This window comes from Streptomyces albus subsp. albus, from assembly GCF_000725885.1.
Lineage (GTDB): Bacteria > Actinomycetota > Actinomycetes > Streptomycetales > Streptomycetaceae > Streptomyces > Streptomyces albus.
In genome coordinates this window covers 15,200-35,894 of record NZ_JODR01000020.1, presented here as the reverse complement: position 1 = coordinate 35,894, position 20,695 = coordinate 15,200, and the positions used below count along the sequence as shown (strand labels likewise).

General features: G+C 73.9%; 18 protein-coding genes. 5 read left to right on the top strand and 13 right to left on the bottom strand.

Annotation, left to right across the window (positions count from 1 at the left end; genetic code table 11):
* Positions 1 to 54: 54 nt before the first annotated feature.
* Positions 55 to 1,812 carry a (2,3-dihydroxybenzoyl)adenylate synthase gene (locus IO40_RS0123110; protein ID WP_041968544.1) on the bottom strand — a complete coding sequence of 586 codons (1,758 nt, stop codon included), beginning with the start codon at positions 1,810 to 1,812 and terminating at the stop codon, positions 55 to 57.
* Positions 1,809 to 2,054: an acyl carrier protein gene (locus IO40_RS0123105; RefSeq protein ID WP_106963953.1), complete on the bottom strand. Its 246-nt coding sequence runs from the start codon at positions 2,052 to 2,054 to the stop codon at positions 1,809 to 1,811. The genes IO40_RS0123110 and IO40_RS0123105 overlap by 4 nt, the downstream gene beginning before the upstream one ends.
* Positions 2,055 to 2,466: 412 nt before the next feature.
* On the opposite strand from IO40_RS0123105, the gene IO40_RS0123100 reads away from it, so the two are divergent.
* Positions 2,467 to 3,684 (top strand): DegT/DnrJ/EryC1/StrS aminotransferase family protein, encoded by a 1,218-nt coding sequence (locus IO40_RS0123100; RefSeq protein WP_031176058.1) that lies wholly within the window; start codon positions 2,467 to 2,469, stop codon positions 3,682 to 3,684.
* Between the two features lie 76 nt (positions 3,685 to 3,760).
* Positions 3,761 to 4,948 (top strand): FAD-dependent oxidoreductase, encoded by a 1,188-nt coding sequence (locus tag IO40_RS0123095; RefSeq protein ID WP_031176057.1) that lies wholly within the window; start codon positions 3,761 to 3,763, stop codon positions 4,946 to 4,948.
* A gap of 334 nt (positions 4,949 to 5,282) precedes the next feature.
* Here the strand turns inward: IO40_RS0123095 and IO40_RS0123090 are convergent, their stop codons facing one another.
* Positions 5,283 to 6,488, bottom strand: coding sequence for a DMT family transporter (locus IO40_RS0123090; protein WP_234336564.1), 1,206 nt, complete (start codon positions 6,486 to 6,488; stop codon positions 5,283 to 5,285).
* Between the two features lie 292 nt (positions 6,489 to 6,780).
* Between IO40_RS0123090 and IO40_RS0123085 the strand changes: the two genes are divergently transcribed.
* The 3 genes from IO40_RS0123085 to IO40_RS36130 all read left to right on the top strand — a co-directional run bounded on the left by IO40_RS0123085 (position 6,781) and on the right by IO40_RS36130 (position 9,564).
* On the top strand, positions 6,781 to 7,962 hold the full coding sequence (locus IO40_RS0123085) for a carboxylate-amine ligase (RefSeq protein WP_031176055.1): 1,182 nt from the start codon (positions 6,781 to 6,783) through the stop codon (positions 7,960 to 7,962).
* A 137-nt stretch (positions 7,963 to 8,099) separates the two neighbouring features.
* A complete protein-coding gene (locus tag IO40_RS0123080) occupies positions 8,100 to 8,825 on the top strand; it encodes a hypothetical protein (RefSeq protein WP_016473140.1) in 726 nt (241 codons plus the stop codon).
* Between the two features lie 139 nt (positions 8,826 to 8,964).
* Positions 8,965 to 9,564 (top strand): DUF2087 domain-containing protein, encoded by a 600-nt coding sequence (locus tag IO40_RS36130; RefSeq protein ID WP_031176054.1) that lies wholly within the window; start codon positions 8,965 to 8,967, stop codon positions 9,562 to 9,564.
* A 56-nt stretch (positions 9,565 to 9,620) separates the two neighbouring features.
* On the opposite strand, the gene IO40_RS0123070 is transcribed toward IO40_RS36130, so the two are convergent.
* The 10 genes from IO40_RS0123070 to IO40_RS37720 form a co-directional block, all read right to left on the bottom strand.
* The gene (locus IO40_RS0123070; protein ID WP_016473138.1) at positions 9,621 to 10,868 is read right to left on the bottom strand and encodes a peptidase M16 family protein; all 1,248 of its coding nucleotides are present in this window, start codon (positions 10,866 to 10,868) and stop codon (positions 9,621 to 9,623) included.
* Entirely contained in the window at positions 10,865 to 12,007 is a 1,143-nt protein-coding gene (locus IO40_RS37115; RefSeq protein WP_016473137.1) for a peptidase M16 family protein, read from the bottom strand. Before IO40_RS37115 ends, IO40_RS0123070 begins: the two co-directional genes overlap by 4 nt.
* The gene (locus tag IO40_RS0123060; RefSeq protein WP_016473136.1) at positions 12,001 to 13,236 is read right to left on the bottom strand and encodes an MFS transporter; all 1,236 of its coding nucleotides are present in this window, start codon (positions 13,234 to 13,236) and stop codon (positions 12,001 to 12,003) included. The genes IO40_RS37115 and IO40_RS0123060 overlap by 7 nt, the downstream gene beginning before the upstream one ends.
* Positions 13,233 to 13,988 (bottom strand): class I SAM-dependent methyltransferase, encoded by a 756-nt coding sequence (locus IO40_RS34965; protein ID WP_016473135.1) that lies wholly within the window; start codon positions 13,986 to 13,988, stop codon positions 13,233 to 13,235. Before IO40_RS34965 ends, IO40_RS0123060 begins: the two co-directional genes overlap by 4 nt.
* A gap of 49 nt (positions 13,989 to 14,037) precedes the next feature.
* Positions 14,038 to 15,069: a hypothetical protein gene (locus tag IO40_RS0123050; RefSeq protein ID WP_031176053.1), complete on the bottom strand. Its 1,032-nt coding sequence runs from the start codon at positions 15,067 to 15,069 to the stop codon at positions 14,038 to 14,040.
* A gap of 5 nt (positions 15,070 to 15,074) precedes the next feature.
* Positions 15,075 to 16,109, bottom strand: coding sequence for a TylF/MycF/NovP-related O-methyltransferase (locus IO40_RS0123045; protein ID WP_016473133.1), 1,035 nt, complete (start codon positions 16,107 to 16,109; stop codon positions 15,075 to 15,077).
* Complete coding sequence (locus IO40_RS0123040; protein ID WP_137034492.1) at positions 16,106 to 17,329, bottom strand: hypothetical protein; 1,224 nt, start codon at positions 17,327 to 17,329, stop codon at positions 16,106 to 16,108. Before IO40_RS0123040 ends, IO40_RS0123045 begins: the two co-directional genes overlap by 4 nt.
* A gap of 68 nt (positions 17,330 to 17,397) precedes the next feature.
* Positions 17,398 to 18,504 (bottom strand): hypothetical protein, encoded by a 1,107-nt coding sequence (locus IO40_RS0123035; protein WP_031176052.1) that lies wholly within the window; start codon positions 18,502 to 18,504, stop codon positions 17,398 to 17,400.
* A gap of 44 nt (positions 18,505 to 18,548) precedes the next feature.
* Complete coding sequence (locus IO40_RS0123030) at positions 18,549 to 20,453, bottom strand: YcaO-like family protein (protein ID WP_031176051.1); 1,905 nt, start codon at positions 20,451 to 20,453, stop codon at positions 18,549 to 18,551.
* A gap of 70 nt (positions 20,454 to 20,523) precedes the next feature.
* Positions 20,524 to 20,679 carry a hypothetical protein gene (locus IO40_RS37720; protein ID WP_016473129.1) on the bottom strand — a complete coding sequence of 52 codons (156 nt, stop codon included), beginning with the start codon at positions 20,677 to 20,679 and terminating at the stop codon, positions 20,524 to 20,526.
* Between the last annotated feature and the right edge of the window lie 16 nt (positions 20,680 to 20,695).

Here is a 20,695-nt window from a genome sequence, read left to right as displayed (position 1 = left end):
ATCCGGTGGCGGTGGCCGGGCGCGGAGCGGGGCGGGCTGCCGCCCGGGGTGCGCTCATCCGCCTCGGGCGGCGGTCTCGGCGGCCACGTGTTCGGCGACCAGGGCGCGCAGGGCGACCCGGTTGACCTTTCCGACGCCGATCATCGGCAGCGCGTCGAGGATTTCGAGACGTTCGGGCAGTTTGTAGGGGGCCAGACCGCTGGCGGCCAGATGGCGGCGCAGGTCGAGGAGGGCCGGCTCCGGTCTCGTGGCGCCGTCCGCGTCCGCTTCTCCGGCGGCAGGCCGGGCGGGTACGACGCACAGGCACACGGCCTGCCCCCACACCGGGTGCGGCATGGCCACGGCGGCTGCCGCCGCCACCGCCGGGTGCCGCAGCGCCAGGCCCTCCAGTTCGCCGCCGCTGATCTTCTCGCCGCCCCGGTTGATGACGTCGTCGAGCCGTCCTTCCACCACGAGGTTGCCGGAGGGGTGCAGCCGGGCGACGTCGCCGGTGCGGTAGAAGCCGTCCTCGGTGAAGGCGCGGGCCGTGGCGGCCGGGTCCCCGTAGTAGCCGGAGACGGTGTAGGGGCCGCGGGTCAGCAGGCTCCCGGTGCTGCCCTCCGGGACGGGCTTGTCGTTCTCGTCCACGAGGCGGATCTCGTCAGCGGGCGACAGGGGCCGGCCCTGGGTTTCGGCGATGACGTGCGCGGGGTCGTCGAGGGTGGTGTAGCACAGCAGGCCCTCGCTCATGCCGTAGCACTGCTGGACGGTGCAGCCCAGCACCCGCGTGGCCTCCTCGGCGGGGCCGGGCTCCAGCCGGGCGCCGCCGACCTGGAGGACGCGCAGCGACGTGGGTCCCCGGCCGCGCCGCCGGGCGGCGGCGAGCCACTGGCCGACCAGGGCGGGGACCAGGGTGGAGTGGGTGACCTGTTCCCTGTCGATCAGGTCGAGGGCCGCCTCGGCGTTCTGCGGTGAGTCGAGCACGACACGGCCGCCGGCTGCCAGCGTGCCCCAGATGCCGGGGCAGTTGAGGGTGAAGCCGTGCGTGGCCGACATGACCGCGAAGTAGACGGTGGAGGAGGTCAGTCCGGCCACCTCGGAGGCGGCCCGGATCATGTACCCGTAGCCCTCGTGGTCGCGGGCGATGGGCTTGGGCGGCCCGGTGGTACCGCTGGAGAGGAGGAAGACCGCGGGTTCGCCGTCGAAGGGCGGCCCGGGGTGCCCGGGCAGCGGGGTGTCCTCCCGTTCGGGCCGGCACAGCGCGCCCAGGTCGGCCACGCGGGGGCCCTCCTGTCCCGTCGCGTCCGGACCGTTCCGCCCGGCTGCATCGGCCGGGGGATCCAGTACCAGCAGCGTGTGCAGGCTGGGACAGCCTTCGGCGAGTTCGCGGGCGAGCGCGTAGTGGTCGAAGCGCTCCAGACGGCGGGGCAGCGCCATGGCGGCCGGGCGCACGATCCGCATGACGTGGGCGAGTTCGCGGTGCCGCAGGCCGGGCGGCGCCATCACCGGGTGGGCGCCCAGCCGCATCAGGGCGAGCGCGAGAACGACGAGTTCGCCGATGTTGGGGAGTTGCACCACGACGGTGTCGCCGCGGGTGAGGCCCAGCCGGCCGAGCCGCACCGCCGCCCCTTCGACGGCGGCCGTCAACTGCCCGTAGGTCAGCCGGCACCCGGGCGCGGTGAGGGCCGGCCGGTCCGGGTGGGCGGCGGCCGGGTCCAGCACCATGGCGTCGACGCGTTGTCCCGTCCACCAGCCCTGTGCCCGGTAGGCGGCGGCGCGCTCGGCGGAGGGGCGCGGAAGCGGTGGTGGTGCCTCCTGATGGGGTCGGGTCACCGCTCACCCCCGTCGCCGGTGGGGGTGCGGGAGCCTTCGTCCACGGCTGCCGCGAGTTCGGCGAGCGTGTAGTCGTGGGCGTCCCACAGGTCGATGCGGGCGCCGAACCGGCGTTCCAGCTCCAGTCCCAGCTCGGTGGTCTCGGCGGACGACAGTGCCAGTTCCGCGCGTAGTCTGCGGTCAGGAGAGAGGAGTTCCGGTTCGAAGCCCAGTCCGGTGAGTATGTCCTGTAACTCCTGCATGACAGCCATGGTCGCCACTCTTCCATTTCACGCGTAGGCAACGGTCCGGTGAGCGCAGTGGTCGAAGCAGTGGTCTGAACTGTGAACCGGCGGCCGGGCTGGGGAAAGTGATCAGTAATCACCGGCCGGAACACCAGGCCCGGATTCCATCAAGCGCACCCCGGGCCGTCAAGGGTCACAGGAACGATTTTCCGCCACCGTGCCCGGCCCTCGAAAATGACCATGACCGAAAGTGATTTTCGGGGCGACGTTGACGGTCCCGCCTCACCGCCCTAACGTGATGCCCGCCGTATTCCTGTTCCTGCATGCCCGAAGGGTTGAAACCCGTGACCGTGCGACAGGACCGAGCCGTACTGTTCCCCACCGGCACCTCGGCACCCCCTCCTCGAATTCCGGAGCAGGAATGACTGAGATGACCCGTAGACACGAATACGTGGTACCCGCAGGCCGTATCGGAAGCATCCTGGACGACGCCGAATTATCCGCGCTCCGCGCATTGGTGGATTCCAAGGAAGTGCTTTCCCAGGGGAACCGGAGAGCCGAGTTCGAGAGCCGGCTGCGTGAACACATCGGCACCCGGCACGCGCTGACCGTCACCAGCGGCACGGTCGCGCTCGACCTGGCGGTCCACCTCCTGGGTCTCCAGCCGGGCGACGAGGTCATCACCACACCCCAGTCCTTCAAGGCCATGGCGGATCCCCTGCTGGGCTACGGGGTGAAGGTCCGCTTCTGCGACGTGCGCGAGGACACGCTCAACATCGACCCGGCGGGCCTTCAGGCCCTCATCGGGGAGCGCACCCGCGCGCTGGTGCTGGTCCACTTCGGCGGCCACCCGGCCGACATGGACGAGATCATGCGCATCGCCCGGCGGCACGGGCTGCTGGTGGTGGAGGACTGCGCCCACGCCCTGGGGGCGCGCTACCACGGCCGGCGGCCCGGTTCGCTGGGGGACATCGGCTGTTTCAGCTTCCACTCCAGCAAGAACATCACCTCCCTGGGCGAGGGCGGACTGCTCACCTTCGACCGGGACGACTGGGCCGACCGGCTCGACCGGCTCCGCTCCAACGCGACCGACGGCATCTACCGTGCCGCGCCCGAACGGTTCGGCCAGCCGGACACCGCCCGTCCCTGGATGATGTGGGTCGACGACTCCTACGACCGGGTCTGCCTCGATGTGCGCCGGCCCGGGGGCAACGCCACGATGAGCGAGGCCGGCGCGGCCGTGGGCCTGGTCCAGCTGGGGCGGCTGCCCGAGATGGTGGCCAGACGGGCGTGGATAGCCGGGCGGATCACCGCGACCCTGCGCGAGTTCCCGCAGGCACGGGTGGCCGAGACCGCCGACGGCGTGGAACACGCCCACCATCTCTACACCTTCTTCGTCCGCCCCGGGCACGGCATCGGACGGGACGAGGTGATAGCGGCGCTGGACAAGGCCGGCGTCGAGGTGCAGCTGCGGTACTTCCCGCTGCACCTGCGGCCCGAGTGGCGCGGCCGGAGCCACGGCATGGGCGAGTGCCCGGTGGCCGAACGCCTCTGGTTCCACGAGCAGGTGAACCTGCCCTGCCATCCGTCTCTCACCGACGAACAGGTGGAGCACATGCTCCGCGCCCTCAAGTCGGCCTTCTCCTGACCGGCCACGTCGCACACCACCCCGACACCCCGCGCGCCCCGGGCGCGTACGACCACGCCAGGAGGTCCAACCAGCCATGACCGACACCGACGGTCTCTACGACATCGTGGTGGTGGGGGGCGGCCCCGTCGGGCTGTCCTGCGCCTGGGAGGCGACCGAACGCGGCCACCGCGTCCTGCTGCTGGAGTCCGGAGGGTTCCTCCACGAGGACGGTGGCAGCACCGGGGCGGAGCGCCACTGGCGGCTCCAGTACACCCAGGAGGACATCTTCCGGCTCACCCTCCAGGCGCAGCCCCTGTGGCGCCGGCTGGAGAGCCGCTGCGAACGGCGGCTGCTGCACGAGATCGGCAGCCTGTGGTTCGGGGACACCGAAGTACGCACCAACGAGGGACAGATCCGGGAGACCGCCGAGGTCATGGACCGCCTCGACGTGCCGTACGAGTGGCTCACGGCGGCCGACATCGAGCGGCGTTTCGGCTTCCGTGACCTGCCGCGGCACTACGAGGGGTTCCTCCAGCCCGACGGCGGGACGATCGACGTGCGGGGCACCATCGCCGCTCTGCTGGGGCTGGCGCAGGCCGGTGGCTGCGCGCTCCACGCCCACGAGCCCGTGCGGGAGGTGACCCCGGACGCGGACGGGGTCACCGTCCGTACCGAGCGGGCCGTCTACCGGGCGCAGAAGGTCGTCCTGGCGTGCGGCCCCTTCGTGAACGATCTGCTCGAACCGCTCGGCCTGCGGCTGGACTACCAGGTCTTCGAGATGGCGGTGGCGACGTTCCGGCAGCGCGCGTCCGCGGACACGGCCTCCCCCTTCTGGTTCCTCTTCCAGCAGCCGACCGAGCAGGACACCAGCCTCTTCTACGGCTTCGGCCACAACCCCTGGGCCCCGGGCGATCTGGTGCGCTGCGGCGTCGACTTCGAGATGAGCCCGCTGCCGCACCCCTCGAAGGCCACCGGGAAGCCCGACAGCTACCAGGTGGAGCGGCTCGCGGGATGCGTCGAGCGGCACCTGCCCTCGCTGGACCCGGCGCCGGTGCGGCAGGGGACGTGTCCGGCGGTGCTCCCGTCCGACCCGGAGCGCCAGTTCTTCCTGGACACGGCCGCCGGACGAGTCCCCCACGGGGAGCGGCTGGTGGTCTACGGCGCCGGCTGGGCGTTCAAGTTCATCCCGCTTTTCGGGCAGATCTGTGTGGACCTCGCCGAGAACGGCACCTGCCGACACGACATCTCCCGGCTGTCGCTGGACCCCGCCGGACAGGAATGAGCCCCGCCCGGGCGGGGCCGCCCCGCCCGGGCCGCTCCCCTCCCCCGCGCCTCCGCCGACGCGGTGATGCGGGGACGCGGGGATGCGGACACGGAAATGTGCGCCGTACAAGTACGGTGAGCGACTTCCACGGCGTACACCCGCATGCCGTCCATCCGCTGGGGCTACGGCTTTCACGGAATCCTGGACGGAATTCCGCTCCGGTTCCGCGTACGCCGCGGGACTCATGTTTTTCCGCTCCCCCGGACACGATGCGGTGGTCCGGAGCATGGTCGTTGCGGTCGTTTCCCGGATCCGCGACGGCGTAATCCGGTCCGGATTTTCCGCGGCACTCCTAAGTTTTCGGTGCGCGGTCGACAGTTTTCGGTGCGCCGTCGTCCCGGGAAACATCGCGGCGCAGGCTGAGGACGACACCGAGCACCACCACCGCTCCGCCGATGAGCTGAATCCGCGTCACGGACTCGCCCGCGACGACCACCGCCGAGACGAGACCGAAGACCGGAATGGTGTTGAGGATGGTGACAGCGGTACTGGAGGAGATACTGCGGAGGCCCTTGTTGTAGCAGAGGAAGCCGCCGATGGAGCACACTCCGGCCAAATATGCCATCAGGCCGATGTCGACCGGTGCCAGCCCGCCCCAGTCCCGGTACTCCGTCAGCGCGAGCGCGGCGAACGCGACGGCACCGCCGAACGTCTGGTAGTAGGTGGCGGTCAGGGCCGACATACGGGGGCGCCGCGCCGCCAGCAGCAGGTTGTAGGCCGCCCACGCGAGCCCGCCGAGCGCCAGCAGCAGATCGCCCAGGAGGCGCTGACTGCCCGCCGCGTCCGCGTTGTCCCGCACGATCAGCACCACGCCTCCCACCGCCAGCGCCATGCCCAGCAGGGCCAGTGGCGCCGGGCGCTGCCGGAAGAGGGCGAATTCCAGCGCGAACGTCAACGCGGGGTAGGACGCGACGATGAGCGTGGCGTCGGACGCCGTGGCCAGGTCGACGCCGAAGTTCTCCAGCGTGAAGTAGAGGGTGATGCCCAGCAGCCCGGCCAGTGCCATCTCCAGCCGTTCCCGCACGGACGGCGGTCGCCACCGCCGCTGCAGGCGCACCGCGACGGCCAGCAGCAGGGCCGCCAGGCCGAAGCGCAGCGCTCCGACGGTCAGCGGGGGCGTCCGCTCCAGCGCGAGCTTGGTCACCGAGAACGACGTGCTCCAGGCCAGGGCCGCGGCGGCGACGGCCGCCGCACCCCACCAGACGTGTCGCCCGGCGATGCCCCCGCCCGATGCGGTGCGCTCCCCTTCCGGTTCCGCTTCACCGTCCGGTTCCGTCTCCCCGCTCCGCGGCTGCCGCTCCGAGACCGCCGGCGGCTGCTGCCGCGGGACATCCCCTCGCCCGGCCTTCTTTTCGGCGCCGTCCCGGGCCCCGGCCTCGCCGGCTTCCCCGGCCTTCTCCCCGACGGCGACGCCGTCGGCATCCGTGGCCGCGGCGGTGCCGACCCGCCTGCGACCGCGCGAGCCGTACCTGCCGATGATGCTTCGCTCTTCCCCCACCTGCATCGCCCCTTCTGTGGGAGCCCTGAGAAACCGTCGCTGTCCATCACCCCCGCGTCCCCGCCTGTCCACGGTCTCCGGACGGAGAAACGGCCCGGGCCTCGGCGGAGAATGACGCGACCGAAACTACCATGTGTGACCGAACAGACGCCCAGTGTCTTCCCGCCGTCGACGGGCCCTCCCGGGGCAGTGCCGTGTGCCGCCCCTCACCCCGGGTACAAGCCGGGGGAGGCCCTGGCTTCTGCCCTCACGTCGGGAAACAACCGGTGACACGTGACGCTCGGGAGACACCGTGACAGCCAGACAGCGCGCATCCGCCTCTGCGGCACCAAGCGGTCATCCTCTCACCCTCGGCGTCGAGGAGGAGTTCATTCTGGCCGGTGCGGACGAAGTCCCGGCCGTGCATCCGGAGGCGGACGTCTTCACCGACGACGGTCCGCACGAGCCCGGAGCACCGGAGGATGCGACAGCACTCCACGGGGAGATGCTGACCTCGATGGCCGAGACGGCGACCGGCGTGTGCACCGATCTCACCCAGGTGCGCGCCCAGCTGACCGCCGCCCGCGCTCGGCTGTCCGCGGCGGCCCGGGCCGCCGGGGTCCAGCCGCTGCCGCTGGGCACCCCGCCGGTGCCGGGCCCCCCGCGGTCGGCCGCGCCCACCCCGCACTACCGGCACATGCGCCGGCTCTACGGCTATCTCGTCACGCAGAGCGAGACGTGCGGCTGCCACGTCCACGTGGGCACGTTCGACCGGGAGACGGCGGTCTGGGCCGCCGGGTATCTGCGCCCCTGGCTGCCCACCCTGCTGGCTATCTCCGCCAACTCGCCGTTCTACAAAGGCGTGGACACCGGATACGCCAGCTGGCGGACGATCATGCTCAGCCGCTGGCCGACCCTGGAGATCCCCCCGCACTTCCCCTCCGCCGCGGCCTACGACGAGACCGTGACCACCCTCCAGCGCGGCGGGGTGCTGCCCTCGGGCGCCAACGCCTACTGGCTGGTGCGCCCCTCGTACCACCTGCCCACCGTGGAGATCCGCGTCGCCGACACCACCGCCACCATCGACGAGGCCGTCCTCCAGGCGGGCCTCGTCCGCGCCCTCGTCCATACGGCGCTGGCGGCGCGCGCCGACGGCGAGAGCCCGCCCGGGATGAGCGACCACATGGCCTCCGCGGCGCTGTGGACGGCCGCCCGGCACGGCCTGCACGGCCCCGCCCTCCACCCGTTCACCGGGCGGCAGGTCCCGGCTGTCGGCCTGGCCGAGGAGATGATGGCCATACTGCGGCCCGCGCTGCGCGAGACCGGCGACCTGGAGGAAGTCCAGCGCCTGCTGGACCGGGTGCTGCGCGACGGGAGCGGCGCCGACCGCCAGCGCAGGACCGGCCGCCGTCCCGGCGACGCCTTCGGGACCGCGGAGGCCGAGCGGCGGGTCGCGCCCGCCGCCCCGGTGTCCGCCGACGGCCGGGGCGGCTGACCCCGGCCCTGCGGGCCGGGCCGCGGTTGTGGTGCCGACGGATTGCCGTGCGGCCTCCCGCCCCGCAGGATGGGGGCACCGCACGGACGGTGCCCGCACGGCGAGGGGCGGCGGGCGCGTGCGCAGGGGGGCACCGGATGAGGAACGTCGTCGTACGCTGCTGTGCGCTGCTGCTCGGTGTGGCCGCCGTCTGGGCGAGCCTCGACCTGGCCGTCGAGCCGTACCGCAAGACCGTGGAGTACCGGCACGCCGAGCCGTGTCAGCGCGCCGCGCCGCGCATGGATGCCTGCATCGGACGGGAGACCGGCCGGGTGGCCGACAAGTACACCCGGACGACAACCACCGGCAGCACCGAGGACTCCAGCACGGAGACCCTCTACTACCTGCGCATAGCGCGCGACGGGCGCACCACGGCGTACGAGGTCTCCAACGGCCTGTACGGTGCGGCACGGCGGGGCTCCCGTGCCGGGCTGGACGTCTGGCAGGGGCAGGTGGTCGGCATCACCGTCCGGGGCGCGCGCGACCGGCTCGCCCCGTCCGCGGCCGGCGATCTGACGTTCAGTCTGTTCCCCGGCTGGCTGGGTGCCGGTCTCCTCCTGTGGGCGGCGCTGGGCGGCGGCCGACTGCGGAGCCTGTTCGGCCCGCTGGGGACCCGGGCCTTCGCATGGGTGTGGCTCGGGCTGTGGACGCTGCTGCCCGCCGGACGGATCGCCGCCCACGGCACGGCGGGCTGGGGCATCGTCGGCTGGTCGGTGCTGTGGCTCTTCGGCGCCGCGGTGAGCGTGCCGTTCCTCTTCGGCGAAGAGACGGGAGGCTTCCGTGCGGCGCGCCGGTGGCGCCTCCGGCACCGTCCGCGGCGGTGAGGCCGCTCCCCCGCCGCCCGAGCCGCCTCGGCGCAGCCGTCCGGCCCGGTTTCGTTCGTTCGTGGACGGAACCGGATCACCATGCTCCGGGATTGTCCGCGCGGACCGCGTGAGAAGGGCCGCGGACTACGATGCCGACATGTCCGTACTTGCCAGTTCGTCCCTGCCTGCCGACTCGGTGACCTTCAGCAAGGCGGCGGACGCGCTGTCGGCACTGTCCACCGGCCGCCGGCTGGGCATCCTCGGCGCGGTCGCCGAACTGAACGCGGCAGCCGGGCCGCCACGCCTGGCCGATGTCGCGCAGAAGGTGGGCCTCGACCTCAAAACCCTCTCCAAGGAGGTCGTGCGTCTCACCGAGGCGGGGCTGCTCACCCGCGAGGGCGCTTCGCTGACCGCGCGGCCGGAGGCGCTCGGGGACCTGGCCGCCTCCCTGGCCGAGCACACCGCTTTGAACCGGATCGTTCCCCCGGACTCCCCCCTGCGCCGCTATCTGTCGCACGGGCGTATCACCGCGCTGCCCAAGCGCCCCGAGGATCTGGAAGCCCTCGCGCTGGCCCTGGCCGCGCTGCTGCCCGAGGACCGCTCGCTCACCGAGAACGAGGTCAACGCGCTGCTGGCGCAGGCGGGTGACGACGTGGCACGGCTGCGCCGGCTCCTGGCGGACTTCGCCCTGGTCGACCGGGCCGGATCGGCGGAGTACCGGCGCCGGCCGCTGCCCGGCCCCACCGCCGCCCCCTGACGGACCGGCGTCCCGGCCGGGCATGGCCGGGCTGGGGACCCGCCGCTGATGCGGCGTCAGCCGGCCTCGTGCGTGCGGGCGGGCAGGACCACGGTGACCGCCAGCGGTTCGGCGGCGACCGCCGGTGCCGCCGCGGCGGCCTCCTGGGCGGTCACGGCCCGCAGCGCGGCCAGCAACGAGACGACGAACCGCGACGGCAGGCCGGAGCACTGCACGTCCGCCTGGGTGGCCAGCGCCCTGGGGGCCGGGCCGAGCCGGCGCAGCAGCCCCGTGGTCACGATGCGCCGGGCCGCCTCCACCGTCCGGCCCGTGACCGGCGCGGGGAGGCGTCGGGTGTGGGCCGCGCGGACGAGACGGAGCACCCGGTCGACATCGGCGGTGTCGGGGGCCGCGAGCATGACGAACTCCCCGTGCGCGTGGTCGAACAGGCAGTCCCACAGATAAGTGAGGGCGTGCCGGAACCGCAGGGTGTGGTCGAGGGCGGAGCCCCACGGGCCGAACCCGGCCTGGTTGGCGAGGAGGACCGCCGCCAGTTCCCGTACGGTGCCGACCGGTGGAAGGGGCCGGCGGATCTGCACGTGGGCGAGTTCGGCCCGTCCGCACACGATCTCCAGCCGTTCCGGCGGGGGCGCGTACCGCGGCAGCCGGATAGTCAGCCGGGGGTCCGGGGACACGGGCGGTGGGCCGGCGGGCGGGTGGGTGGCAGGCCGGGCAGCGGTGAGGACGAGGCGCGAGACGAGTGCGGGCGCGTGCAGCGCCGCCTTGTCGGCCAGGTGGCGGGCGTCCTCGGCCAGACGTGCGGTGAGGTCGGTGGCGTGCAGCCGGTCCGCGGCCGGGGCGGCTTCGCAGTCCGCGCGGGCGGCGGCGGTGGCCAGCGCCGCGAGGCCGAACGAGGTCCCGGTGCGGGTGTCCGCGGCGCGGACGACGGCCTGGTCGAGGTTGTCGTCCCGCACGGTGTCGGCCACCGCCCGGCACACCGCGGCCCGCAGCGCGGCGGCGTCGTCCCACAGCTGTGCCGGGTCCAGTGCGGAGAGATGGGCCTCCACCCCCGCGATCCGGCCGTGGTCCACCACGGGCCGCAGCTCACCGAGGCCGGAGCAGTGGTCCCACAGACGCGGCAGGACCAGCGCGTCGTGCAGCAGCAGGGCAGCGGCCGGGGCGGCGGGACGGCCGACGACGCGCAGGTGCAGCAGCGGGGCGGCGTCGGCGGTGACGTAGCAGCGCAGGCTGCGGTGCCCGTCGTCACGGCCGGTGTCGCACACCGTGCCGTCCGGCGCGGAGAGCGGGGCGATGGACGGGCTCACGGGTGGCCGGCCGCACGGGTGTCGATCTCGGCGTACGGGCCGGCCGCGAGCAGGTCCGCGAACCGGTGCAGCGCCTCCGCGTCGAGGGAGCGCACGGCCCTGCGTACGTCGTCGGGGCCGCACGGGCGGCCGGGGGTGCCGTGCAGCAGGTCCAGCGCGTCCCAGGCGGCGAGGTCGGTGACGTCGGGTCGCTCCCGTACCAGTGCGGAACGGACGGTGCCCAGGTCGTCGAGCGGGCCGCGCAGGAGGGGCAGCAGCACGGTACCGGGGAGCGAGGCGGCGCACGGCCGCCGCCCGTCGGTACCCGCGGCCACGGCGTACAGATGGCCTCCGCGCACCGGCACCACCCCGTGCGGGCTCAGGACTCTGCCGGACACCCAGCGTGTGCCGGCCGGGCGGGGCCGCCGCTCCAGCAGACCGGCGACCAGGCGGGCCGCCGCGGCGGACTGCGGTGTCCTGGGCAGCACCCAGGCGGCGGCGCACGCCCCGGTACCGCCTTCGGTGACGGTCCGGCCGGCTGCCGGCGGGACCGCCGGCGGTCGCACGGCGGGGCGGACCCCGGCGCCGGCACACATACGGGCCAGGTCGTCGGCGGCCGGGCCGGGTGTGGGGCCCGCCACGCACACCGCGTGGGCGCGGCCGTGGACGAAGCGGCCCAGTTCACCGGCGAGGGCGGGCAGCTCCCGCGCCCCGGCCCGGACCGCCACCGGATCGAAGCCGGGGTCGCCGCGCAGCAGTCCGGCCAGTGGGCGGCGCGGGAAGCCCGGCAGCGGTTCCTCCCGCAGCCCGCGGTGTTCGAGGCGGATGAGGCGGAGGGCCGCGGTGACGGCTTCCGGTGACGGCGGTGCGGTGAGGCGGGCGAGCCGCGTGGCAACGGCGTCCACGACGGCCGCGATCCGGTCGGGCGGACAGGTGTGGTGGAGCACGACGGCGTGTTCGCCGGTCTCGCCCCACTCGAGTGCGGGGCCGCGCGGTTCGAGGGCGAACCAGACGTGTTCGAAGAGATGGGCGAGGCCGGGGCGGTGCGGCGGATCGTCCAGGTAGCCGCGGTCGAAGGCCACGCTCACCACCGCGCAGGGGCTGTCGGGGACGACCCGCACCGCGGTGCAGGGGCTGCCGTGCCGTAAGGCGGTCAGCATGCGGTGTCCACCCGACCGGTGCCGGTGGGCGCCTCGGGTGCCCTGCGGGCGCGGGCGGCCGAGAGAGCCAGTCCCGTTCCGGCGGCGAGGGCCGTGACCAGTCCCGCGACGAGGAACGTGGCCCGTGGATGGTCCGCGGCGGACAGGCCGCCGAGGGCGTATCCGACGAGGAAGAAGGCGTTGACCACCGAGCCGGCCGCCGCGTGGGCCCGGCCGCGCAGCTCCTCGGGGGTACGCAGTTGGACGCAGGTGCGCATCGCGATGTTCTGGTAGGCGTTGGCCGCGCCGGCGCACACGGCCATGACGACGCAGACACCGGTCACCGCGACCGCGCCGAACACCAGGACGGCGAGCCCGAGGGCGATCGCCCCCGTCTGGACCGCGCGTTCGGGTACCGCCCATTCGCGGCGCGCGGCGACACCGGCACCCACCAGGGCGCCCGCTCCCCAGGCGGCGGTCAGCACGCCGAGAACCGTGCCCGTGGAGTCGAGGGGGCCGGTCACGAAGAAGACCATGGCGACGTTGACCGTCGAGGCGGCGGAGACGGTGAGGACCACCACCGGCAGCACGGCCCGCAGCCCGGACTGCCGGGAGAGGAACCGCACCCCGTCGGTTGCCCCCTGCCACCAGGGCCGGCCGTCTCCCCGCACCGGCCGGCGCACCCGGGCCAGCGCGATGGCGCCCGCCGCGACGGCGAAGGACAGCGCGTCGGCGAGCAGCGCGGTCCTCAGCCCCCAGGCGGCGACCAGGACACCGCCGAGGACGGGACCGAGGAGGGTGGAGGCGGCCCGGCCGGCCTCCAGCAGTCCGTTGGCCCGTGCGGGGAAAGCCTCCCCGGCCAGGATCGGCATCAGCACGATCGCGGCCGGGGTGGCGACGGCCGCACCCGTCCCGACCACCGCGGTACCGGCGAGCAGCACCGGGGTGACCGGCCAGGCACTCATCATGAGCAGCGCACCGGCCTGGAGGAGGGAGACCAGGACGAGGGCTCGTCCGGCATCCCGCCGGTCCAGCAGTTGTCCCGCCAGTGGGGCCAGCAGCACCCCCGGGGCCAGTTGCAGGGTGAGCAGGGCGGCGACGAGCAGCGACCGGCCGCTGCCCGCGAGTTCGACGAGGACGGCGATGGCCGAGATCTCGTCGCCGATGGTGGAGACGAACACGGCGAGCAGGAACACCGCGGCGACGGCCTGGTGGCGGGCGCTGCCGCCGGACGGGGTGGTGTGGGTCATCTTCTCCGGCCAGTGAGTACGTGGTCCGCGTCGTTTCCGTACGCGTGCAGGTGGGTGAATCCGGCCTCGGCGAACAGCTGTGCCAGTTCCGCCATGGGCCGCAGGCGGCGCAGTTGTGTGCCCTCCTCCGTCGTACGGCCCCGGCCGTCCGGGTCCACGACGCGGACGGTCCGCTCCACCGCGAGCAGCCTTCCGCCGTCCCGGGTGCGTCTGCGTTCCTCGACGTGTGCCGTGCGTCCGTCGCCGAGCGGCACGTCCGGGCGCCGCACCCAGTCGGTCCGGGTGCGCAGGACGGCCGCATCGCCCGCGGAGCCGCTGAGCGCGAGGATGCCGCCGGGGGTGAGCGCGGCGGCGTAGCTGTGCACCGACTCGCGGGCGAGGTCGTCGTCGACGATGAAACTGAACGCGTTCAGCGGGCAGTACAGCGCCGCGTAGCCGCCGAGTGAGGCGTCCAGCGGTGCGAAGCTCCCCTGGTGGACGACCGGGTCCAGGCCGAGGGAGACGGCCTGGGCCCGGCACAGCGCCGTCATCTCGGCGGAGAGTTCCAGTCCATGGACCCGGTGCCCGGCGGCCAGCAGCCGCAGCAGCAGACGTCCCGTGCCGCTGCCCAGTTCGAGGGCGGTGCCGTCCGCGCGGGCGACGAGACCGGTGAACAACCGGTCCTCGCCGAACCGTTGTTCGCTGATGGCCGCGGCGTACACGGTGCCTATCAGCCCGGTGTAGAAGCCGGTCGGTGAGCCGGTGGAGGACATACGGGTCTCCTCTCGCCGTGGTGGCGGCCCAGGACGGCGCCGGGGCGGGTCAGTTGTGGCGCAGGGCGTTGTCGGGCAGCCGGACGGCGGCTGCTGCGGGTTCCCATCGCGCGTAGCGCCGGTGCACGGCGTCGAGGTGGCCCCGGTACAGGTCCAGCATCTGGTGCAGCACGGCGAACAGGTGCTCCACACGGGCGGGGGCCAGATTCCGCTCCTGCGCAAGCAGCGCGGCCGGCAGTCCGCCGTGGTCCGCCTCGACGTCCTCGGCCTCGTGGGCGCGGAACGCGTCGAGCAGCGGGCCGGGCACGCCGTGCCGGTCCTGGAGGAGGTCGAGTACGTCGGTGCCGGGCCGGGCGCCGTCGCCGCCGTGCGCGGGGACCTCCGGCAGGACGAGGGCCGCGGCGAACTCGGCGACACCCTGCCAGGCGAAGGCGCCGTAGGCGTGGCTGTAGGCCATCGTCTCGGTGGCCTCCCGGCCGTGGCGCAGCGCGCCGGCGTCGAAGCCCGCCGCACCGAAGCCGCTGAGGAGGAGTTCCCCGTGCCCCGACTCCGAGGCGCGGAAGTCCTCCAGTGCCTCGCGCTGGGCCGTGGTCATGGGGTGCCGGAAGACCGGTTCGGCAGTCCAGGAGGCGGCCCGTACGACGAAGTAGGTCTCGGCCAGCAGCCCCAGGGCCAGCCCGCGGTGGGGGGTGCCGGCGAGGTCCCGCAGCAGCGGTGAGCCGGACAGGACGCGCGGGAACGCGCGCCGGAAGGTGTCGACGAGCCGGCAGGCGACGTACGCCCCCGGCACCGAGGGGAGCCGGCCCGCTTCGGGGTCGATGAGCAGACCGGTGCTGAACAGCCGCTCGATGACGTCGAGGGCCGCCGCCTCGTCGCGGCCCAGCCAGCCGCGGAAGCCGTCGACCAGTTCCTGCGGGGCCATGCCGGAGGCGAGCCGGGCCAGTTCGGTGAGGGGGACGTCGCGGGCGGGGAGCGCGGCCCGGTAGGTGCCGTCCTGGATGCGGACCGTGCCGCCGTCGACGGTGAAGGTGACGTGCGGGCCGAACCGCGGGCGTACGGCGGAGTCGATGACTGCGACCATGCGTGTTACCTCTCGGCGGGTTTGACGAAGATGCGGCCTTGGGTGTCGATGCGGTGGAGCAGCACCGGCCGGTCCAGTCCGGCCAGGTACTCGTCCGTGGCGCGGGTGGCGCCGGACAACTTGCCGTAGTCGTCGACGAGGACCACTCCCCCGGGGGCGACGCGCGGGTACAGCTCGCGCAGTTCGTGCCGTGTCGAGTCGTACTGGTCGGTGTCCAGCCGCAGCAGGGCGATCGTCGCGGGGGCCCGGTCCGGGAGGGTGTCCTGCACGAGCCCGGGGACGCAGTGGATCCGCCCGGCGGGATATCCGGCGGCGGTGATGCGCCGGTGGACTTCCGCGGCCGACACCCCGTCGGTCATCCCTCCCGCCGGCTGCCCGCACGGTTCACCGTCCGGAGCGGGGCAGGAGCCGGGGCCGGGCTGTGCGGGGGCCGTCCCGGCGAATCCGTCGTGCTCGCCGGGCTTCTCCCAGTCCCAGCCGAAGGTGTCGTACAGGTACAGGTCCCGGTCGGTGACGCCCATGTCTTTCAGGGCGAGCGCGGCCAGCAGCATGCTGCCGCCGCGCCACACCCCGCACTCGACCAGCGCCCCGGGCACCTGCGCTGACACGACGTGCCGTACGGCCGTCCACAGGGCGTAGCGGGCGGCGGCGGAGGTGAGGGTGAGGTCTTCGCAGGCCCGTGCCGCCCGCATGAACGCCGCGTCGGCGTGCAGATCGGGTGTGGCGGAGACGGCCCTGGCGATCTCGATGTTGGCGTCGCGCAGGGCGGGCCGCGGCGCGTCCGTGACGACGTGTGCCTGCCGCAGCCGCGCGAGGGCGGCGGACACCGCCGCCGCGCCGGGCGCGGAGACCTCCGCCCGGCCGGTCGCCTCCGGCGCCAGGGCCCGGGCCAGTTCACCGGCCGGGGTGCCGCGCGCGATCTCGGCGAGCAGGACGAGGACACCCGCGTCCGCCTGCCACAACTCGAACGGGCGGTCAACATGGCCGACCACCAGCCGCCCGTCGCGGGCCGCCACGAACGCGCCGTCGTTGAGCCTCATCCGGCCGCCCCGGCGTCCAGGGCGCCGTACCGGACCAGTTCCGCGAGCAGCGTCGCGGCATCGTCCCGGGAGGAGGCGCCGGCGGCGCGGGCGAGGGCTGCCCACTCCGCGGCGGTGCGTGTGGTGCCGGGGGCGAGCGCGGGGAGGAAGGCGTCGAGCCAGGCGCCGCCCCCGGCACGTAGGAGGTGGCCGTTGACCGCGAGGTAGGTGAGGTCGTCCGCGGTCCGGGCACGCAGCGCCGAGCCGGTGGGCACCGTCAGCGGGTCGTGCGGGGCGAGACGGGGGCGCTCGCGGGGTGGGGGGACGACCGCGAAGTGCGTTGCGGTCTCCCGTTGGAGGCGGCGCAGCCCGGTGTGGAGGCCGAGCGCGGTGTCCTCCAGGAGGCGGGAGACCGTCTTGTGGACCTGGGTGTCGACCGCGGTGTCGTCCGCGCCGTCCCGGCCGCCGTGGAAGCGGCGGACGCCGAGTTCGGCGGTGGTGAGCCGGCGCAGTCGGCGCAGCAGCGTCTCCAGGCGGTCCTCCCACTGGTAGTGGGCCAGGTGCAGGGAGACCGCAGGCCGGCCGTCGGAGAGTGCGCAGTGCCACCGGTCCGAGGGCCAGTACAGCACCGTTCCCGGGCCGCCCTCGACCACCGTCGCGGTGTCCAGGTGGTCCTCGGCGCGGACGGACGCGGGCAGATTGACCTGCCGTTGCGCGGCCCCGTCCCCGGCGATGTCCGCGAACACCTCGAACGGCCAGGTGCAGTACCTCTTGTAGCCGCTCACCACGTAGGTGAGGACTCCGGCGGTGTCCTTGTGGACGTGTGTCGGCGCGGTGCCGTAGACGGAGGCGATCAGATGGCAGTCGACGCCGCCGGGCGGCGGGGTGCCGGCCGCGGCGAGCACCGGACCGGTGTGGCGGCGCAGCGTCCGGAAGAACTGCCAGTCGAACTGCTGGAGGGAGTTGACGGTCAGCGCGAAGGTGCGCACTCCGGCCTTCCGCATGCGGTGCGCGTAGCCGCGGAAACCTTCGTCCGTCTGCGGCGAGGGGAGGTAGGCGTCGATGCGGGACGGGTTGACGAGGTGGTCGTCGGCGAACAGGCGCACGTCCTGCGGGTCGGGCAGTGCGGTGCGCCGCGCCGCCGCGGCACAGGCGAGGGCGAACAGCTCGTCCTCGTCGAACGCGGGTGCCTGTCCGGGCAGTTCGAGGACCCGGGGGCGGGTCTCCCAGAACGCCGGCACGTCCCATCCGTACGCGTCGTCCCGCCGCGGGCCCGCTGCGGTGTCCGGCCGCGGGCCGGGAAGGCCGCTCACCGCAGGGACCGCCGTGCCTCGTCGACGTACGGTTTCACCCGCGGGTCCCGCGCGCACAGCCGCTCGCCGTGGTCACGTACGAACGCGTCGGGGTCGGTGACCTTCTCGGCCTTGAGGAGGGTGGCCAGCTCGCCGCCCTGCGCGCCGGCCCAGAGGAGCGCCGCGAGGAGCTGGGTGGCGCCGCCGCCGATGTGGAGGCGCGAGAAGATCTTGCGGCGGCGGAACTCGGGGACGGACGGCAGCAGCCGGGCCACCGCGTCGTCCTCGCGCTCCGCGTCGGCCCGCGCCAGCAGGTCCGACACCTCCTCGGCCGGGTTGTCGCACATCTCGTCCACCACGTGGAGGAGATGGAGAGCGTCGACCAGTCGCAGCGCCGTGCCGAGAGTGCGCAGATACAGGTCCCGGTTGGCCCGCCGCAGCAGGGCGAGCCCGTCGGTCCAGCGCTGGATGTTCGAGGTCTCCTGGAAGGCGGCCGGCAGATAGGCGGTGCCGGGCGGGATGAACTCGTGCGGCCGGTGCGGCGGTTGACCGGCTGCGCCATGGCCTGCGGTTCCGGCGCGGGGCGTGCAGCGGATCGACACCGTCACGGACGGCTTCTCGATCCAGTAAAGCTCATGGACCATCGTGGGCAGGATCGGGGAGACCGCCGCGTCCCGCATCATGGTGCGGCCGAGTGTGGACAGACCGCCGAACGTCACCCCGCTGCCGAGGGGCGCCGGGGAGTCGAAGGCGTACTCCAGGTGCATGCGCCGCCCGCTGAGGGCCAGGAACGCCCCGGGTGAGACGTGCTTGTGCAGGGTCGAGGCGTTCTGCAACCAGTAGAGGACGTCGACGCGCAGCGTCTCGGTGCGGATCACGGTGATGGACGCGTTGCCGAAGTAGTTCTCCCAGTTCTGTTCCGGCCAGCGCCGCGGGTCCGCCAGCAGATCGGCCAGCAGCAGACCGGGGTCGAGGCGGGTGAGGGCGTGCGCGTCCGCGAGCACCGCGGCCAGCGTCCGTGCCCGGCGGGCGTCCTCTTCCGGCCCGCCCGCGGTGTCGTCCGCGGCCGGTTCGGCGGCGGCCAGGGCGTCCCGCAGCTCGTGGAAGGCGTCGAGCGTTTTCACATCGGCTCCCTTTCGGCGTTCGGTGGGGCGGGCGGTGAGGTCTTTCAGGTGGGTATGCCGTACGTCCACCGGGCGCCGAGCAGACGGCGTCCGCCCCGGCTGTCCGACGGGTACGTCGATGTGGTGGCCCCGGGCACCAGGACGCGGACGACGGTCCAGTCGGGCCCGCGGAGCGGCAGCCGCACCGCAACCGGCGCGGTGCCGCGCTCCGCGAGCAGTCCCACGAGCCGGGTGAACTGCTCGTCCTCCGTCGTGTACGGGATCGGGTACGGCTGAGCGTACGGCTGGGCGTCCAGATATCCGCGGGCCTCCTCCACCACGTCCGGCCGCGCCCATGCCGCGTGCGCCGGTCCCGCCGGCCGGCCCGCCCCATGGGCCCGTACCGCTTCGAAGTGCACCTGGCACAGCTCCGTCACGGCGCTGTCCAGGGCCTCTTCGAAGGTGAGCCCGGAACCGCTGGCCCGCACCAGCGTGCCGATGCGGGGATCGTGGTGGAAGGCGTGGACGTCGGGCAGCGGGACGTTCGGATCGGGCCAGTGCAGGGCCCACACCTCGCCCCGGAAGGCGCCGCCGTCGAGGCCGAGGCGGGCGAGCGCCGGTGTGTGGTCGAGACGGACGGCGGGCCGCAGCCGGGTGAAGGAGCCGTACAGCCGGTGCCGCTCCAGGACCTCCCGCAGTCCGCGCAGCGCCGCCGTGCCGGTGTCCGGCCCGGCGGCCAGGCCGGTGGTGGTGCCGTCCGTGGGGCGGTCGGCGTCCGTGCAGGGGAAGACGACGAGTGCCTTGGGCACCGCAACGGCGGAGCCGTCGGCGAGGTCCACGCCCTCGGCGTACCTGATGGGCCGCTCCCCCGCCGCACGGTGCCGCTCCCAGGCGGGCCCGTAGGGATGGAAGCCGGCGAGGCCCAGCCGGCGTACCGCACCGGGCGCGGGCGGCAGGCTCCGGTTGGCCTCATAGGCCGCGTACCGTTCCAGTGCCTCGCCGACGGCTCCCCGGGCCGCGGCCTCCGCACTCATGCCCTTGCCGCTGTTGCCTTCCAGGTGGTCCTGCCCGGCGGCGGGTGTCCGGCAGGTGGCGACGTGGCTGCCGGGCACTGTTCCGGGCCGCACGGTGAGACCGCGCACCATGCCGAACGTCCACGCCTGACCGTCGGAGATGTGCCCGAAGGGTGCCGTGCCGACGGCGCCGGGGGTGCAGAACGCCACGGTGCGGCCCTCATGGACGAGCACGGCCTCGTCGGGCCCGAGCGCGAGGGCGGTCAGGACTGCGCGGACCAGACCGTCCGGGTCGGTCCGCAGACGGTGCACGAACGGCAGGGGCCGGGCGGCGAACCCGAGGGAGTCGAGGCGGGCCTCGAACGCCCAGCGGGTGCCGGGGCAGGCGCCGGGCCCGCGACCGCCCGGGCCGGTGACGTAGGTACCTTCGAAGGCTTCGCCGAGGTGGAGGACGGCTGCCGCGTCCGCGTACGGCGGCGACGGCGGCAGCTCGGATGTGCGGTGAGCGACGGGCAGCACGTACGGCGGTGGGCCGGTGTGCGGCAGGGGCTGTCCGGCGCGGAGCGTGATCCAGCGGCCGGCTCCGGCGGCGGCCAGCCGACGGCAGAAGGAGGCGCACACGCCGGCCGGTACGGCGTCGTCCCGCAGGACGACGCCCGCCACCCGCTCCGGCGACGGACCGGCGCCGGGCACCGGTGTGCCCTCTTCCGTCCCGGTCTCCTTCCTGGCGTCGCCCGGAGGGAGCGCCCCTGCATGGCCGGGACCGGTGGGTTCGAGCCAGCCCGCCGAGACGGCCTGTTCGGGCCCCATCGCCTCGGCGACCGCCCGGGACACCGCCGCCCGGCCCGCCGTCACGGTGCCGGCCCCGACCCGGACGAGAGCCAGGCCGGGCCCGAGCAGATGAATGTCCGCCCCCTGAACGGCCGGGACCACCCAGGGGGCGAGACGGTAGGACAAGTCCGCACTCCCCGGTGACCCGGCCGTCGGCGTGGTCGGCAACCGCGCGTCAGCCATGCCGGGTGCGGGCTCAGTACGACTTCATCTGGAGGACGATCGGGTTGTTGTCGAGCTCCATCATCTCGACGGTGAACGGCACCCGTCCTGCCGGGGTGTTCTCGGCGTTCTCGGGCCGCGCCGTCGCTTCCGTCACGTCGTCGACGTCGAGGTTGCGGTCATCGGTCATCGTGCTGCCTCCGAAG